11 protein-coding genes are annotated in these 17,447 nt (G+C 67.2%); 8 read left to right on the top strand and 3 right to left on the bottom strand.

Features of this window, described 5'->3' with window-relative positions:
• Window positions 1-249: 249 nt before the first annotated feature.
• Window positions 250-2,010: a methyl-accepting chemotaxis protein gene (locus tag AC07Z7_RS16115; RefSeq protein WP_494766880.1), complete on the top strand. Its 1,761-nt coding sequence runs from the start codon at window positions 250-252 to the stop codon at window positions 2,008-2,010.
• Between the two features lie 116 nt (window positions 2,011-2,126).
• Here the strand turns inward: AC07Z7_RS16115 and AC07Z7_RS16110 are convergent, their stop codons facing one another.
• Entirely contained in the window at window positions 2,127-2,585 is a 459-nt protein-coding gene (locus AC07Z7_RS16110; RefSeq protein WP_494766879.1) for a RidA family protein, read from the bottom strand.
• Window positions 2,586-2,737: 152 nt separating this feature from the next.
• Between AC07Z7_RS16110 and AC07Z7_RS16105 the strand changes: the two genes are divergently transcribed.
• The 3 genes from AC07Z7_RS16105 to AC07Z7_RS16095 all read left to right on the top strand — a co-directional run bounded on the left by AC07Z7_RS16105 (window position 2,738) and on the right by AC07Z7_RS16095 (window position 7,905).
• Window positions 2,738-5,308 carry a DNA internalization-related competence protein ComEC/Rec2 gene (locus tag AC07Z7_RS16105; protein WP_494766878.1) on the top strand — a complete coding sequence of 857 codons (2,571 nt, stop codon included), beginning with the start codon at window positions 2,738-2,740 and terminating at the stop codon, window positions 5,306-5,308.
• Between the two features lie 87 nt (window positions 5,309-5,395).
• Complete coding sequence (locus tag AC07Z7_RS16100; protein WP_094285793.1) at window positions 5,396-6,943, top strand: circularly permuted type 2 ATP-grasp protein; 1,548 nt, start codon at window positions 5,396-5,398, stop codon at window positions 6,941-6,943.
• Window positions 6,944-6,945: 2 nt separating this feature from the next.
• Complete coding sequence (locus AC07Z7_RS16095) at window positions 6,946-7,905, top strand: alpha-E domain-containing protein (protein ID WP_094285797.1); 960 nt, start codon at window positions 6,946-6,948, stop codon at window positions 7,903-7,905.
• A gap of 35 nt (window positions 7,906-7,940) precedes the next feature.
• Here the strand turns inward: AC07Z7_RS16095 and AC07Z7_RS16090 are convergent, their stop codons facing one another.
• Both AC07Z7_RS16090 and AC07Z7_RS16085 read right to left on the bottom strand, forming a co-directional pair.
• Window positions 7,941-8,222: a VF530 family protein gene (locus AC07Z7_RS16090; protein WP_209817070.1), complete on the bottom strand. Its 282-nt coding sequence runs from the start codon at window positions 8,220-8,222 to the stop codon at window positions 7,941-7,943.
• A 105-nt stretch (window positions 8,223-8,327) separates the two neighbouring features.
• Window positions 8,328-9,245: a LysR family transcriptional regulator gene (locus AC07Z7_RS16085; protein ID WP_094285918.1), complete on the bottom strand. Its 918-nt coding sequence runs from the start codon at window positions 9,243-9,245 to the stop codon at window positions 8,328-8,330.
• Window positions 9,246-9,705: 460 nt separating this feature from the next.
• Here AC07Z7_RS16085 and AC07Z7_RS16080 point away from each other — a divergent pair, with 460 nt between their 5' ends.
• The 4 genes from AC07Z7_RS16080 to AC07Z7_RS16065 all read left to right on the top strand — a co-directional run bounded on the left by AC07Z7_RS16080 (window position 9,706) and on the right by AC07Z7_RS16065 (window position 17,178).
• Window positions 9,706-10,575, top strand: coding sequence for an alpha/beta hydrolase (locus AC07Z7_RS16080; RefSeq protein WP_494766877.1), 870 nt, complete (start codon window positions 9,706-9,708; stop codon window positions 10,573-10,575).
• Window positions 10,576-11,065: 490 nt separating this feature from the next.
• Window positions 11,066-12,319: an efflux RND transporter periplasmic adaptor subunit gene (locus tag AC07Z7_RS16075; RefSeq protein WP_094285921.1), complete on the top strand. Its 1,254-nt coding sequence runs from the start codon at window positions 11,066-11,068 to the stop codon at window positions 12,317-12,319.
• Window positions 12,320-12,347: 28 nt separating this feature from the next.
• Entirely contained in the window at window positions 12,348-15,581 is a 3,234-nt protein-coding gene (locus tag AC07Z7_RS16070; RefSeq protein WP_494766876.1) for an efflux RND transporter permease subunit, read from the top strand.
• A 100-nt stretch (window positions 15,582-15,681) separates the two neighbouring features.
• Window positions 15,682-17,178 carry an efflux transporter outer membrane subunit gene (locus AC07Z7_RS16065; protein WP_494766875.1) on the top strand — a complete coding sequence of 499 codons (1,497 nt, stop codon included), beginning with the start codon at window positions 15,682-15,684 and terminating at the stop codon, window positions 17,176-17,178.
• Window positions 17,179-17,447: the final 269 nt, after the last annotated feature.

Here is a 17,447-nt window from a genome sequence, read left to right as displayed (position 1 = left end):
AAGCCACCTCCGGGTGGCTTTTTTCATGGGCTGCGGTTTCCACGGGTTGCTACGGATTGGACGAAATGCCCGATCAGGCGCACCATATGTAAGCGAATGTCTGTGCTGGCCTGTGGCCGCTCGCCCGGATCCCGCGCATGCCGGTGGGGTCGGGAGCGGTGAGGCCGCCAATTTCCGGGCCCGCCAGCCAGACAAGCAGGCACCAAGGCATCCAGGTGCCAGGGCCGCCCATAACGACAGGAGACCATCATGTTCAAACGCATCCGCATCGCCCAGAAGCTGTGGCTCGCCGTCATTTTTATCGTGGTCATGCTGGCCGGGGTGGTGGGTTTTTCTGCCTACCGGTCGGCCAAGGTGCAGGCCGAGGCCGATGTTGTGTCGCGCGAGATGCAGACCCGCGTGAGCACCGCGATCCGCTGGGCGGGTCTGACGGAGACCAATGCCGCGCGCACCCAGGCGATGATCGTGAGCAGCGATCCGGCAGTCGAGGCCGAGTTCAAGGACGTGATTGCCGCCACCTCGGCGCAGATCACCGAGGTGCAGAAATCGCTGGAGAGCCTGGCCTTGTCCGATGCCGACAAGGCGCAGATGGCCAAGATTGCCGAGGCGCGCAAGACCATGATCGACCTGCGCGGCAAGGCCCGCCAGCTAAAGGCCGATGGCAAGGCCGACGAGGCCGTGACCCTGGTCAAGCAGACCTACAACCCGGCCGTGGCCGCTTACATCAAGACCCTGCGCGACTTTGTGGAGCTGCAGCAGAGCACGGCCGAGGCGCGCCTTGCCGAGATGGCCGCGTCCCGCATGCTCACCGTGAAGATCGCGGCCGTGGCCGTGGCCGTGCTGCTGGCGGCCATCATCGCCGGGGCCTATTACCTGATCGGCAGCATCCAGCGCCCTCTGGCGCAGGCCAACGACCTGGCGGCCAAGATTGCTGCGGGCGACCTGAGCGCCCAGGGCGCGGTCACGCGCGGCGACGAGTTTGGCGATCTGCTGCGCTCGCAGTACGCGATGAGCGAATCGCTCGGGCGCATGGTGCACCAGGTGCGCCAGAGCACCGACAGCATTGCCATTGCCAGCGCCGAGATCGCTACCGGCAACCACGACCTGTCGGCACGCACCGAGCAGACCTCTAGCAACCTGCAGCAGACGGCGGCGGCCATGGAGGAGTTCACCAGCACCATCGCGCAAAGCGCCAGCAGCGCGCGCCAGGCCAGCACCCTGGCTGCCAGCGCCACGGGCGTGGCCCAGCGGGGCGGCACAGTAGTGACGCAGGTGGTCTCCACCATGGAAGACATCAACCACAGCAGCAAGAAGATATCGGACATCATTGGCGTGATTGATGGCATTGCGTTCCAGACCAACATCCTCGCGCTGAACGCGGCCGTGGAGGCCGCCCGTGCGGGCGAGCAGGGCCGGGGTTTTGCCGTGGTGGCCAGCGAAGTGCGCAGCCTGGCGCAGCGCAGCGCCGAGGCGGCCAAGGAGATCAAGACGCTGATCAGCGCGTCGGTGGAGAAGGTGGAAACCGGCACCCGCCTGGTGGCCGATGCGGGCACGACCATGAACGACATCGTGCGCTCGGTGCAAAGTGTGACGGACATGATCGGCGAGATCACGGCCGCGTCGTCCGAGCAAAGCGCAGGCATTTCGCAGGTCAACCAGGCCGTGGGCAACCTCGACCAGATGACCCAGCAGAACGCTGCGCTGGTGGAAGAAAGCGCTGCCGCCGCCCAGAGCCTGCGCGAGCAGGCCGAACACCTGGCGCAGGTGGTGTCGGTGTTCAAGGTCAACGGGGCGGCCTATGGCGGGGTGGCGCCGCCCGTGCATGTAGCCCACAAGCCAGCGCCCCAGGCCCCACGCGTGCCATCAGCGCCCGCCAAGACCGCCATGGCAGGCAAACCGGCCGCCCAGCGCATCGCCCAGGCAGCCCCTGCGGGCAGCAAACCCACGCCTGCCAAGGCCAAGGCACCAGCACTTGCCCAGGGCGCGGATGAGGACTGGGAGTCGTTCTAAACCCCAGCGCGGCGGTTGCAACTGGCACGCCACAGGCCAGCGCTCCCGCGCAAGGGCCGCCCCGCCGCGCCGGGAGCGTCCCCCTTCAGGGGGAAGGCGCGCAGCGACTCAGGGGGTTAAGCAAGCTCAGCGATCAGCTCAATCTCCACGCAGGCGCCCATGGGCACCTGCGCCACGCCAAAGGCGCTGCGCGCGTGCACGCCCTTGTCGCCAAATACCTGGCCCAGCAGCTCGCTGGCGCCGTTGGTCACCAGGTGCTGCTCGGTGAAATCACCTGTCGAGTTGACCAGGCTCATCACCTTCACGATGCGCTGCACGCGGTTCAGGTCGCCGCCGGTGGCGGCATGCAGGGTGCCCAGGAGGTCGATGGCCACGGCGCGCGCGGCGGCCTTGCCTTCTTCGGTGCCGATGTCGCGGCCAAACTGTGCAGCCCAGGGCTTGCCGTCCTTGCGGGCGATGTGGCCGCTCAGAAACACCAGATTGCCGGTCTGCACATAGGGCACGTAGGCGGCGGCAGGCACCGACACGGGGGGCAGGGTGATGTTGAGTTCTTTCAGCTTGTCGTAAACGCTCATGGTCTTCCTCGGATTGGAGTGGGTGGTGGAGAGATAGTGAATGGAGTGAAGAGGGCGGGGCGGACCCCCGCGCCGGGTCGGGGACGAGTGTTACACAGCAGCGCGCGCCGAATCCAGCCGCCCCGGGGCCAGTGCGGCATTAGCATCAGCCCATGCCCGCCATAAGCGCCTCTAATGCCACCACCTTCCCCCACCCCGAGGGTGTGGCCGGGGAGCTCGATTGGCCGCAGCCCGTGGCGCCTTGGCGGCTGCCCGTCCTGTTGCTGGGGGTGGTGGCGGGGGCGGCGCTGCAGTTGCAGCAACCCGGCCTGTGGAGCGCTGGCGCCTACGCCGCACTGCTGTGCGCCGCGCTGGTGGTGGGCTGGTGCGGGGTTGCCGCCAGCCGCCCCCGCCGCCCGGAGGCGGGGCGCCATTCCGGGGGGCGCGATGCGGTGGCGGCGTTGCTGGTGCTGCTGGCCGGGGCGATGGCCATGGCGGCGGTCAGCGGCTTGCGCGCGACGGCGTATCTGCAGCAGGGCCTGGACCCGGCGCTGGAGGGGCAGGACATCCGCGTGACCGGGGTGGTGTCGGCCATGCCGCAGACCAACGAGGCGGGCACCCGGCTGCGCCTGGAGGTGCTGTCTGCGCGGCTGCAGGGCAACCTGGTGCAGTTGCCGCCCCGGATCGAGGTCGCCTGGTATGGCGGTGCCTTCATGCGCGATGCGGGTGATGCGGTGGACCTGCAGCGCCAACCCGCCCCGGTGCGCGCGGGCGAGCGCTGGGAGATGACGGTGCGGCTGAAGGCGCCCCACGGCCTGCGCAACCCCCATGGGTTCGATTTTGAGCTGTGGACCTGGGAGCAGGGCGTACAGGCCACCGGCTACGTGCGCGCAGGCCCCAAGGACGAGCCGCCACGCCGCCAGGCCACCACCTGGCAGCACCCCGTGGAGCAGGCGCGCCAAAGCGTGCGCGATGCCATCCTGGACCGCCTGGGCCGGGGCGCAGACGAAGCCAGCGACCCCGGCCGCGCCCGCATCGCAGGCGTGGTGGCGGCCCTGGTGACGGGCGACCAGCGCGCCATCGACCGTGCGGACTGGGACATGTTTCGCGCCACGGGCGTAGCCCACCTGATGAGCATTTCGGGCTTGCATATCACGCTGTTTGCCTGGCTGGCGGCCGGGGTGGTGCGGGCGCTGTGGCGGCGCTCCACGCGCCTGTGCCTGTGGGTGCCTGCGCCATCGGCGGCGTTGCTGGCGGGGGTGGTGCTGGCCAGCGCCTATGCGCTGTTCAGCGGCTGGGGTGTGCCCGCGCAGCGCACCGTCATCATGCTGTGCACCGTGGCGCTGCTGCAGTGGAGCGGGCGGCGCTGGCCCTGGCCCCATGTGTGGCTGCTGGCCTGTGCCGCCGTGGTGGTGGCAGACCCCTGGGCGCTGGCGCAGGCAGGCTTTTGGCTGAGTTTTGTGGCCGTGGGTGTGCTGTTTGCTACCAATCCGATAGCTGAAAAGGCATATGGGACAGGCGCAAAGGGGCATTTTTATGCACTTTTTCGTGAGCAGTGGGTGGTCACGCTGGCACTCACGCCCCTGAGCCTGCTGTTGTTTGGCCAGGTGTCGGTGGTGGGGCTGGTGGCCAACCTGGTGGCGATTCCGTGGGTGACGCTGGTGGTCACGCCGCTGGCATTGGGCGGCGTGGTGTGGGCGCCGCTGTGGAGTCTGGCGGCCTGGAGCTTGTGGCCCCTCACGGCCTGGCTGCAGTGGCTGGCGCAGTGGCCTGGGGCGGTGCTGTTTTTACCTGCCGCACCCCTGTGGGCGGGCGTGGCCGCCGTGGTAGGTGGTGCGCTGCTGGCCATGCGGCTGCCGTGGCGCCTGCGGTTGCTGGCGCTGCCTTTGCTGCTGCCGGTGTTCTGGTGGCAGCCTGCGCGGCCTGCGCCGGGCCAGTTTGAGCTGCTGGCGGCCGACATCGGCCAGGGCAACGCGGTGCTGGTGCGCACAGCCACCCACAGCTTGCTGTACGACGCGGGGCCCCGTTTCAGCCGTGAGAGCGACGCAGGCCACCGTGTGCTGGTGCCGCTGCTGCGCGCACTGGGCGAGCGGGTGGATGTGCTGATGCTCAGCCACCGCGATGCCGACCACACGGGCGGCGCAGCGGCGGTGCTGGCGCAGCAGCCGGGGGCCCAACTCACCGGCTCCATTGAGGCCGACCACGGCTTGCAGGCCCTGCGGCCCGCCCGACCCTGCCTTGCAGGCCAGCGCTGGGAGTGGGATGGTGTGGCCTTCGAGGTGCTGCACCCGCTGGCGGGGGATGGTGCCCCGGCACCCCGCCCACCACGCCCCAACACCTTGAGCTGCGTGCTGCGCGTGGTGGCCGCCGGGGCGCAGGCACCCTCGGTTTTGCTGGTGGGGGACATCGAGGCCGCGCAGGAGCAGGCCCTGGTTGCACGGGGGGCGGCGCTGCAGGCCGACCTGCTGCTGGTGCCCCACCACGGCAGCAAGACGTCGTCCTCGCCCGCTTTGCTGGAGGCTGTGCGGCCGCGCACCGCTTTGGTGCAGGCTGGGTACCGCAACCGCTTCGGGCATCCGGCGCCCGATGTGCTGCAGCGCTACCGCGAGCGCAACATCCGCGTGGTGGAGTCGTCCCGCTGCGGGGCCGCCACCTGGGTTTCTGCGGCCCCCGATGCGGTGGCGTGTGAACGCGACACCGGCCGCCGTTACTGGCAGCACAGCATGGTGCCACGGAGCGATTGATTGCGAAAGCATGGCGCAGTAGCGCCAGGGGCTGTTGCCAAGGGGGTGGGCGCACAACTTGCTATCCTGTTTGCAGGAGGCCCGTTCATGCAGAAATTTGACGAGATGTACGCCATGCTGCCGTTTGATGGCAGCGATGTGCGGGAACACTACAAGCGCTACGCGCAATGGTTGAGCAAACAGCCCCCTGACGTGATGCAGGCCCGCCGGGCCGAAGCCGAGATGATCTTCCGGCGCGTGGGCATCACCTTCGCCGTGTACGGCGCCAAGGACGAGGGCGGCGCAGGCAACGAACGGCTGATTCCGTTCGACCTGATCCCCCGCATCATCCCGGCCCACGAGTGGGCCAGCATGCAGCAAGGCCTGGTGCAGCGCGTCACGGCGCTCAACCGCTTCATCCACGACGTGTACCACGGCCAGGACATCATCCGCGCGGGCATCGTGCCCGCCGACCTGATCCTGAACAACGCGCAATACCGGCCCGAGATGGCCGGGCTGCATGTGCCGCAGAACATCTATGCGCACATCGCAGGCATCGACATCGTGCGCGCCCCCGATGCCCAGGGCAACGGCGAGTACTACGTGCTGGAAGACAACCTGCGCGTGCCCAGCGGCGTGAGCTACATGCTCGAAAACCGCAAGATGATGATGCGGCTGTTCCCCGAACTTTTCAGCCTGCACAAGGTGGCGCCGGTGGCGCATTACCCCGACATGCTGCTCGAAACCCTGCGCGCCAGTGCCCCGGCGGCTGCCGACGAGCCCACGGTAGTGGTGCTCACGCCGGGCATGCACAACAGCGCGTACTTCGAGCACGCCTTCCTCGCGCAGCAGATGGGCGTGGAGCTGGTCGAGGGACAGGACCTGGTCGTCAAGGACAAGTTTGTGTACATGCGCACCACGCGCGGCCTGCAGCGGGTGGACGTGATCTACCGCCGCGTGGACGACGACTTCCTCGACCCACAGGTCTTCCGCCCCAACTCCACGCTGGGCTGCTACGGCCTCATGGAGGCCTACCGCGCGGGCAACGTGGGCATCTGCAACGCGGTGGGCACGGGCGTGGCCGACGACAAATCGGTGTACCCCTACGTGCCCGAGATGATCCGCTTCTACCTGGGCGAAGAGCCCATCCTGAAAAACGTGCCCACCTGGATGTGCCGCAAGCAGGACGACCTGCAGCACGTGCTGGCCAACCTCAAGGACCTGGTGGTCAAGGAAGTGCACGGCGCGGGCGGCTACGGCATGCTTATCGGCCCGGCCGCCACCCAGGCCGAGATCGAGGACTTCCGCCGCGCGCTGATTGCCAACCCGTCGGGCTACATCGCCCAGCCCACGCTCAGCCTCTCCAGCTGCCCCACCTATGTGGAAAGTGGCATTGCCCCGCGCCACATCGACCTGCGCCCCTTCGTACTCAGTGGGCGCGAGGTACAGATGGCCGCTGGGGGCCTCACGCGCGTTGCGCTGCAGGAGGGCTCTCTGGTGGTGAATTCGTCGCAGGGCGGCGGCACCAAGGACACCTGGGTGCTGGGCGAAGTTACGCCTGCAGCGCAACCCAAGGCCGTGCAATCCCAGTCGCAAACCCAATCTCAGTCGCAGGGCCAAGGCCAGTCGCAGAGTCAATCGCAAGGGAGCCTCTGAACATGCTGAGCCGCACTGCCGATCATCTGTTCTGGATGTCCCGATATACAGAGCGGGCAGAGAACACCGCCCGGATGCTCAACGTGAGCTACGAGACTTCCCTGCTGCCCCAGGCCGCCGACGTGGCGCAAAAAGGCTGGGAGGGCCTGCTGTCCATCAGCGAGCTGATCCCTGCCTACACCGCCAAACATGGCGAAGTGACGCCAGCCAATGTGCTGGAGTTCATGGTGCGCGACGGCAACAACCCCTCGTCCATCCTGTCGTGCCTGCGTGCTGCGCGCGAGAACGCGCGGGCTGTGCGCGGTGCGTTGACCACCGAGGTGTGGGAGACGCAGAACCAGACCTGGCTGGAGCTGCACCGCCAGCTGGAAGGCGGCGCCTTCGAGCGCGACCCGGGCCAGTTCTTTGAGTGGGTGAAGTACCGCTCGCACCTGTCGCGTGGCGTGGTGCTGGGCACCATGCTGCAGGACGAGGCGTTTCACTTCCTGCGCATGGGCACTTTCCTGGAGCGGGCGGACAACACGGCGCGCCTGCTCGATGTGAAGTTCCACGCTGTGAAGAACGACTTCTTCGGCCGCCCCAGCGACCGCAACCAGGAGAGCGACTTCTACCACTGGAGCGCCATCCTGCGCAGCGTGTCGGCGTTCGAGGTGTACCGCAAGGTCTACCGCGACGTGATCACGCCCGGCCGCGTGGCCGACCTGCTGATCCTGAGCCGCGACATGCCGCGTTCGCTGCACGCCTGTCTGCGCGAGGTGGTGGACAACCTCGCCGTGCTGGCCAACGGCCAGTCTGCCGAGACCAGCCGCAGGGCAGGGCGCTTGCTGGCCGACCTGCAATATGGCCGCATCGACGAAATCCTGGCCACCGGCCTGCACGCGTTCCTCACGCAGTTCCTGGACCGGGTGAACGACCTGGGTGGCGGGATCAGCCGCGATTTTCTGGTGACGTCCGGCGACTGAGACATCCCAGAAAGGGGGGCGGCGCGGGGACTGGGTCAGTCCTGCGCGTTGCGCCGCTGGTCGCGCAGCATGAAGAGGTAGAGGCTTTCCACCTTTTCGCGCGCCCATGGGGTCTTGCGCAAAAACTTGAGGCTGGAGCCCACGCTGGGGTCGATCTGGAAGCAGCGGATGGGAATCTGCCGCCCCAGCTCATCCCAGCCAAAGTAGTCGGCCAGGCCCACGACCATGGCTTCGAGTGTCACGCCGTGCAGGGGATTGCGCGGCTGGGCGGGCTTGTTGGCCGGTGGGGCGGGTGGCGGGGTCTCTGGAGTGCTCATGGCTCCAAGCATACAGACTGAAATCGTGAACATGTCCCCCGGGGCCACCGAGTGGCCACGGGAGGCATCCCTTCAGGGGGATGACGCGAAGCTGCTCAGGGCGCGTCAGGCTTTGCGTTGCAGGTGTTCTTCCCGCTGAAAAAGCTCGGCCGCCCAGTCCACAAAGGCGCGCACCTTGGCACTCAGGTGGCGGTTGGGCGGGTAGACCACATACACGGGCAGCAGGGGCTGGGTCCACTCTGGCAGCAGTTGCACCAGCGTGCCGTTTTGGAGGTGCCGCTCGGCTTGATAGCTGGTGACCTGACCAATGCCCAGTCCGGCAACCAGTGAAGCCACATAGGCGTTGGCCTCGTTCACGCTCAGCTGGTAGGGGCCCGAGATGTCGATGGATTCAGTGCCCTGGCGAAACTCCAGTGGGTAGTGCCGGCCGGAGTGGGGCGAGAAGTACAGCAGGCTGGTGTGCTTTTCCTCGATCTCCAGCGGGTGTGAGGGCGTGCCCTTGCGTGCCAGGTAGTCGGGCGACGCGACGGTGATGAATTCCAGGTTGCCAATGCGCCGAGCCACCAGCGACTGGTCGCTCAGCTCGCCGCCCCGGATCACGCAGTCCACGTTGTCGCTGATCAGGTCCACGATGCGGTCGCTCACGCCCAGGTCCACCTGGATGTCCGGGTAGCGGGCATGGAACTCCGCCAGGTGCGGAATGATGAGCAACTGCGCCACCGAGGTGCCCACGTCGATGCGCAGGCGCCCGCGCGGGTTGGCGCGCGCGTTGGTCATGCTGGCCTCGATGTCGTCCAGGTCCGTCAGCAGCCGCACGGTGCGGTCGTAATAGGCCGCGCCATCGGGCGTCACGGTCACGCGGCGCGTGGTGCGGTTGAGCAGCTTCACGCGCAGTCGCTCCTCCAGCGCCTGCACATGCTTGGTCACGGTGGCTTTGGGCAGCGAAAGCGAATCCGCGGCCCGGGTGAACGTGCCGGCCTCCACCACCCGCACGAATATGCGCATGGCCTGTATCTGGTCCATGGCTTCTCCTTGAATCTGAAACTGCAGCACCGACCAGTGGGTGCCAAGAGCGTGTTGACGGCCTTTTCATGGTGCCCGCAAAGCGGTAGCAAGCCGCAATCTAGGCGCGTGCCGCAGCCCATGCTTTCGGCCTGGGCAAGGCACGCAACAACGAGTGCGGCTTGCTACCGCTTTGCCCGAAGGGTTGCCCCATCACAGTGGCACTTGCGGCGTTGCAGATCCTCGCAGGGCCACCGGCCCAGCTGCGGTCTGCGCCTTGCACCTGCCACTGTGATGGGGCAACGGGCACCATGAAAAGGCCATCAACACGCTCCAGGGAATTCTCACACGCAAGCCGGTGTTTGATTGTTGAGCTTTTGGAAACAGTGCGGTGGTGTTTGACCTGTTTATCCAAAAGGCCCAAGCCACTACATTTCATCCATCGTCAACCGACCTTCCACCTACTGACTGGGTACCTGCCATGCAGCCCGACCGCCCTTCTTCGCCATCCTCCACACCGCAGCCCTCTGCCGCCTCCAAGGCCGCAGCGTCCGTTTGCACCGATTCCACCATTGAGGTGGGCAAGGGGCAGGACGTGGCCGTGCGCATGTATGGCCGCAAGAAGGCGGGACAAGCGTCCCCCGTGGTCGTGCATTTTCATGGCGGCGCCTTCACCTCGGGCGATTTGGACAACGGCTGCACCGTGGCGTCGTTGCTGGAAGGGGCAGGGGCGGTGGTGGTGTCGGTGGCCTATCCGCTCACGCCGTTTCCGCAGCCCGTGGACACGGGGTACGACGTGCTCAAGTGGGTGCACCGCAACCGCACCAAGCTCGGTGGGCAGGGCGCTTTGGTCTATCTGGCGGGCGAAGAAGCGGGGGGCAATCTGGCGGCGGCCGTGAGCCTGATGGCGCGCGACCAGTCGCACCCGCCGCTGGCCGGGCAGATTCTGCTGTCTCCCATGCTGGACCCCTGTGTGGGCACTGCCTCGCTGCGCGAAGCCACGGGCGACTCCACCGGCTGCAAGTGGACCGAAGGCTGGCGTAATTTTCTGCGCTGCCCGCGCGATGCCGAGCACCCCTATGCCGTGCCGGCCGGTGCACAGCGCCTGGCGGGGTTGCCACCCACGCTGATCCTGGTGGGCGACACCGACCCCATGCATGACGAGGCGCTGGCATACGCGGCCCGGCTGGAGGCTGCAGGCCTGCCGGTCACCCGCCATGTGTTCTCCAAGAACCCGCAGTGGCCCGATGCCCTGCTGCAGACCGGTGAGCACGAATGCCCTTGTGCTGCGGGTGCGCAAGAGCAGCTCCGTCAGTTCTTTGAAGCCACCCGATGTCCGGTGCCTTCCTGAGCATGGGATCAAACCCCTTGGGTCGCTGAACGTGGATGACCTCAACGCAGGTTGAGGTTTGATACCGCGGCCCTGCTACCAAGACCCTGGTTTTCAACGCTGATTTTTCCGGCTTGCCGAGCCGGAGGGAGAGGCTTTGCCTGCGTTTTCTGCAAGCCGTGCCCGCGAGGGGCAGGACGGCGGGCAGGAGTCATTGATGTCAACGATATGGAGGAAATAACAGCATGAACCACACCTTGCGCTTCTCTGGGGCCTGCCGCTTTGGCTGTCACAACCCGCAGCACCACCGCGTCTGAGTTTCCAAGGCTGGCGCGTACCCACTGGGGGCGTCGGGTCAGGGGGCTTGACTCTCTCACCGTGTCAATGCCGAGACTGCCCCACCGCCCGCTGCCTTGGCGTCTGTCACCCCACTGTGGGGCGCAGTCTGGCAGCAAGAACACCTTCATTGGCTTGCCCGCCAAGGCGGCCTTTACGTTTGATTGAAATGACCATGAACTCCAACCCGCTCTTCAAGAACCGCCCTCTGGGCCTGGCCACCATTGCCACCGCCGTGACGGCCGCAGTGGCCGCTTTGATCCTTGTTTTCCAATCGCCTGCGGCCCAGGCCAACGGCGAAGGCGCCACACCCCCCGCCATGCCCGTGTCGGTGGCAGCCGTGCTGCAAAAAGACATCGCCCTCTGGGACGAGTTTTCCGGCCGGCTCGAAGCCGTGCAGCGCGTGGATGTGCGCCCGCGCGTGTCGGGGGCCGTGCAGGCCGTGCACTTCCGCGAAGGCTCGCTGGTCAAGCAGGGCGACCTGCTGGTGACCGTGGACCCCGCCCCCTACGCCGCCGAGGTGGACCGTGCCGAAGCCCAGGTGGTGGCCGCACAGGCCCGCCTGTCGTACACGCGCAGCGAGCTGGAGCGCGCCACGCGCCTGCTCGAAGAAAAAGCCATCGCCCAGCGGGAGCACGACGAGCGCCTGAATGCCCAGCGCGAGGCTGATGCCAACCTGCGCGCCGCCCAGGCCGCGCTGCAGACCGCGAAGCTGAACCTTTCGTACACACAGGTGCGCGCCCCGGTGGCGGGCCGCGTGGGTCGCATCGAAGTCACCGTGGGCAACCTGGTGGCGGCCGGTGCGGGCGCCCCCGTGCTGACCACGCTGGTGTCCGTGAGCCCGATCTACGCGAGCTTCGACACCGATGAGCAGATCGTGGTGAAGGCCCTGGCTGACCTGCAAAGCGGCCAGCGCGGCAACAGCGCCCGCCAGCTCATCGAGCGCATCCCCGTGCAGATGGGCACCGGCACCACGGGCGGTACGCCGCACGCCGGCCGCTTGCAGCTCATCGACAACCAGGTCGATGCCAAGAGCGGCACCGTGCGCGTGCGCGCCGTGTTCGACAACGAAGACGGCTCGCTCATCCCCGGCCAGTTCGCTCGCATCCGCATGGGCCAGGCCCGCAACACGCAGGCGCTGCTCATCAACGAACGTGCCGTGGGCACCGACCAGAACAAGAAGTTCGTGATGGTGGTGGGCGAGGGCAACAAGGCCGAGTACCGCGAGGTCACCCTGGGCGCGCCGATTGACGGCCTGCGCGTGGTCACCTCGGGCCTCAAGGCGGGCGAGAACATCGTCGTCAATGGCCTGCAGCGCGTGCGCCCCGGTGCCGTGGTGGCGCCGCAGCCTGTACCCATGACCGCCAAGGCCGAGATTGCGGGTGATCGCAAGGAAGCCAAGAACGCCGTCAAGTCGCCAGCCGCCTGAGCGCGCTGGACACCAGGAATTTGCACCCATGAACCTGTCCCGCTTTTTCATCGACCGCCCCATCTTTGCCGGGGTGCTGTCGGTGCTCATCTTCCTCGGGGGGCTCATCGCATTGCGCGGTCTGCCCATCTCCGAGTACCCTGAAGTCGCGCCGCCCTCCGTGGTGGTGCGCGCACAGTACCCGGGCGCCAACCCCAAAGTGATCGCCGAGACCGTGGCCACGCCGCTGGAGGAATCCATCAACGGTGTGGAAGGCATGCTCTACATGGGCAGCCAGGCCACCACCGACGGCGTGATGACGCTCACGGTGACGTTTGCCCTCGGCACCGACCCCGACAAGGCCCAGCAGCTGGTGCAGAACCGCGTCTCGCAGGCCGAGCCGCGCCTGCCTGAGGAAGTGCGCCGCCTGGGCGTCACCACCGTCAAGAGCGCGCCGGACCTGACCATGGTGGTCCATCTGGTCTCGCCCAACAACCGCTACGACATCGACTACCTGCGCAACTACGCGGTGCTCAACGTCAAGGACCGCCTTGCGCGCATCCAGGGCGTGGGCCAGGTGCAGATCTTTGGCGGCGGCGACTACTCCATGCGCGTGTGGCTTGACCCACAGAAGGTCGCGCAGCGCGGCCTTTCGGCCAGCGACGTGGTGACCGCCATCCGCGGCCAGAACGTGCAGGCGGCTGCAGGTGTGGTGGGCGCATCGCCCGGCCTGCCGGGCGTGGACCTGCAACTGTCCATCAACGCGCAGGGCCGCCTGCAGACCGAAGAAGAGTTCGGCGACATCATCGTCAAGACCGGTGCGGATGGTGCGGTGACACGCCTGCGCGACATCGCCCGCCTGGAGCTGGGCGCGGCCGACTACTCGCTGCGTTCGCTGCTCAACAACGACCCGGCTGTGGGCATGGGCGTGTTCCAGGCCCCGGGCTCCAACGCGCTCGACATCTCGTCCAACGTGCGCAAGACCATGGACGAGATCCAGAAGAGCATGCCCGAAGGCGTGGAGTACCGCATTGCGTACGACCCCACGCAGTTCGTGCGTGCGTCGATCAAGTCCGTGATCCACACGCTGCTCGAAGCCATTGCCCTCGTGGTGCTGGTGGTGATTTTGTTCCTGCAGACCTGGCGTGCCTCCATCATCCCGCTGCTGGCGGTGCCGGTGTCGGTGGTGGGTACGTTTGCCGTGCTGCACCTGCTGGGCTTTTCGATCAATGCGCTGAGCCTGTTCGGGCTGGTGCTGGCCATCGGCATCGTGGTGGACGACGCCATCGTGGTGGTCGAGAACGTGGAGCGCAACATCGAGGCCGGCTTGACCCCGCGCGAGGCCACCTACCGGGCCATGCGGGAGGTGTCCGGCCCCATCATCGCCATCGCGCTGGTGCTGGTGGCGGTGTTTGTGCCGCTGGCGTTCATCAGCGGCCTCACGGGGCAGTTCTACAAGCAGTTCGCGGTGACCATCGCGATCTCCACGGTGATCTCGGCGATCAACTCGCTGACTTTGTCGCCCGCGCTGTCAGCACTGCTGCTCAAGGGCCACGACGAGCCCAAGGACGCGCTCACGCGCGGCATGGACAAGGTGTTCGGCGGGCTGTTCCGCGGCTTCAACCGCTTGTTCCATCGCGGCTCCGAGGCCTACAGCGGCGGCGTCAAGCGCGTCATCGGCCGCAAGGCGCTGATGTTCGTGATCTACCTCGCGCTGGTGGGTGCCACCATGGGCCTGTTCAAGATCGTGCCCGGCGGCTTTGTGCCCGCGCAGGACAAGCAGTACCTGATCGGCTTTGCGCAGCTGCCGGATGGCGCCACGCTGGACCGCACCGAAAACGTGATCCGCCGCATGGGTGAGATCATGAAGGAGAACCCGAACGTCGAAGACGCGATTGCCTTTCCCGGCCTGTCCATCAACGGCTTCACCAACAGCTCCAACTCCGGCATCGTGTTCGCCACGCTCAAGCCCTTTGCCGAGCGCACCCGCGCCGACCAGAGCGGCGGCGCCGTGGCGGGCCAGCTGAACCAGGCGTTCGGCAGCATCCAGGATGCGTTCATCGCCATGTTCCCGCCGCCGCCGGTGGCGGGCCTGGGCACCACGGGCGGCTTCAAGCTGCAGATCGAAGACCGCGCCTCGCTGGGCTACGAAGCCATGGACAACGCCGTGAAGGCCTTCATGGGTAAGGCCTACCAGACGCCGGAGCTCGCTGGCCTGTTCACCAGCTGGCAGGTCAACGTGCCGCAGCTGTACGCCAACATCGACCGCACCAAGGCGCGCCAGTTGGGAGTGCCCGTGACGGACATCTTCGACACGCTGCAGATCTACCTGGGCAGCCTCTACGCCAACGACTTCAACCAGTTTGGCCGCACCTACAGCGTGCGTGTGCAGGCCGATGCAGCCTACCGGGCGCGGGCCGAGGACGTGGGCTTGCTCAAGGTGCGTTCCAGCACCGGCGAGATGGTGCCGCTGTCGGCGCTGATGAAGATGGAGCCGAGCTTTGGCCCCGAGCGCGCCATGCGCTACAACGGCTACCTGGCGGCGGACGTGAACGGTGGCCCCGCACCTGGCTATTCATCGGGCCAGGCCCAGGCAGCCATCGAGCGCATCGCAAAGGAGACGCTGCCCCAGGGCATCACCTTCGAGTGGACCGAGCTGACTTACCAGGAAATCCTTGCCGGCAACTCCGCCGTGCTGGTGTTCCCGCTGGCCATCCTGCTGGTGTTCCTGGTGCTGGCCGCGCAGTACGAAAGCCTCACGCTGCCGATTGCCATCATCCTGATCGTGCCCATGGGCATCCTGGCGGCCATGACCGGCGTGTGGCTGAGCAACGGCGACAACAACGTGTTCACGCAGATCGGGCTCATCGTGCTGGTGGGGCTGTCGGCCAAGAACGCGATCCTGATCGTGGAGTTTGCGCGCGAACTGGAGTTTGCCGGGCGCACCCCCGTGCAGGCCGCCATTGAGGCCAGCCGCCTGCGGCTGCGCCCCATCCTGATGACCTCGCTGGCCTTCGTGATGGGCGTGCTGCCCCTGGTGCTGTCCACCGGTGCGGGCGCTGAGATGCGCAGCGCCATGGGCGTGGCGGTGTTCGCCGGGATGATCGGGGTGACGGCCTTCGGCCTGTTCCTCACACCCGTGTTCTATGTGCTGCTGCGCAAGCTGGCGGGTAATCGCCCGCTGGTGGAGCATGGCGCGCATGTGGCGCCTATCTCGCACGCCCCGGGTACCGGTGGCACGGCCCACCCCGTGCTGGCCGCGCCGCGCAAGGAGCACGAGTGATGCTTCTGACCACGGTGACAACAAACATCTTTGTGGCCCCCGCCAAGCACTCTGCGCTGCCGAATGCAGCGGGCGCAGCGGCCGGGGCAGGAGACCAACCATGACCGATTTGCTACTGAAGAACCACTCCACCGACAGCGCCCTCGCAGTGCGCAAGCGCAGCCTGCTGGCGCCTCTGGCCGCCGCCCTGGTGCTGGCCGGTTGCATGACCCAGCCCGTGGCCCCCGCGCCGCATGCGGGCGTGCCCGTGCCCGCCAGCTTCACGGCAGGAGGCGATGCGTTGCCCACGGCCCCCTGGACGATCACCGCCCCCGCCGAGGCGCAGCCGCGCGGCGAGTGGTGGCTGGGCTTTCAAGACCCGGTGCTGGCCGACCTGGTGCAGCGCGCGGGCCAGGCCAACACCAGCATCCAGCAGGCCGCTGCGCGGCTGGCCGAGGCGCGCACGCTGCTGCGCTCTGCCGACGCCGCACGCTCGGTGCAAGTGGGCGCCTCGGCGGGTGTGACGCGCCAGGCGGGCGCTGCCACCACGGGCAGCGCAGCCCCCGCCACGCTGGGTACGGCGGGGCTCAATGCCTCGTACGAGCTGGATCTGTTCGGCCGCCTCTCGCAAACCAGCGACGCCGCACGGCTGGACGCCGATGCGCGCGAAGCCCTGCTGCAAAGCACGCGCCTGATGGTGCAGGCCGATGTGGCGCAAACCTACCTGCAGCTGCGCGCCGTGCAGGCCGAGCAGGTGCTGGTGCAAGAGAGTCTGGCCGCGTACCAGGACACCCTGCGCCTGACACAGCGCCGCCTGCAAGCCGGCGATGTGGCCGAGCTGGACGTGGCCCGTGTGCAGACCGAAGTGGCCGCCACCGAATCCGATGCCCTGGCCTTGCAGCGCCAGCAGGCCCTGCTCACCAACGCGCTGGCCGTGCTGGCGGGCGAGGTGGCCAGCGGCTTCGTGCTGCCGCCCGCGACGGGCGATGCTGCGTTGCCGGTGATTCCCCCCGGTGTGCCCGGCACGGTGCTGGCGCGCCGGCCCGATGTGTCGGCCGCACAAGCCGCCGTGCTGGCCGCGCAAGCCCGTGTGGGCGTGGCGCAGAAGGCGTGGTTCCCGGCCGTCACGCTCACGGGCAATGCGGGGCATGCGTCGCCGGAGCTGGGCGATCTGTTCAAGTGGTCGGCCCGTGCCTGGGGCGTGAGTGCGCTGCTGTCGCTGCCGATCTTTGACGGCGGCCAGCGTGATGCCCAGATCGAAGGCGCCAAGGCGCGCCTGGAGGCTGCGCTGGCGGACCATCGGGGGCAGGTGCTGAACGCGTTTCGTGACGTGGAGGATCAGCTGACCTCGCTGCGTCTGTTATCCGGCCAGGCCGAGGCGCAAGGGCGGGCGGTGACGGCCGCGCGGCGGGCCACGCAGTTGTCGGATGTGCGGTATCGCAATGGGTTGGTGAGCCAGCTGGAGTTGCTGGACGCGCGCCGCAGCGAGTTGCGCAATCGGCGGCAGGAGCTGCAGGTGCGGACTGCGCAGTATGTGGCGACGGTGGGGTTGATTCGGGCGCTCGGAGGCGGGTGGGGGGATCAGCCTGCTTTGAAGTTGGCGCAGGTGTCGCAGTAGTTTTTTTGGTGATTTTGGCTGCTAGCGCTTATCTATAAAGCGCTGGCAGCTATTATTTTTGTAGTTCTTTGTTCTTGCGGACCCGTTCGGTCTGAGCTTGTCGAAGCCTTGGCGTGCTGGTTTGAAAAGCATGCTCGGATTGAGGGCGGGAGCCGGGTTGTCGCCCCGGCAGGCGACTCACTTTCTTTTGCTTCGCCTGTTCAGACCGGACACATGGGAAACAGGTGTGCGGGAACATGGGTAACACCTCCTCAATTGGAAGCCGTCAA

This window comes from Acidovorax sp. GW101-11A03, assembly GCF_059424825.1.
This window is presented reverse-complemented; position numbering and strand designations above follow the sequence as displayed.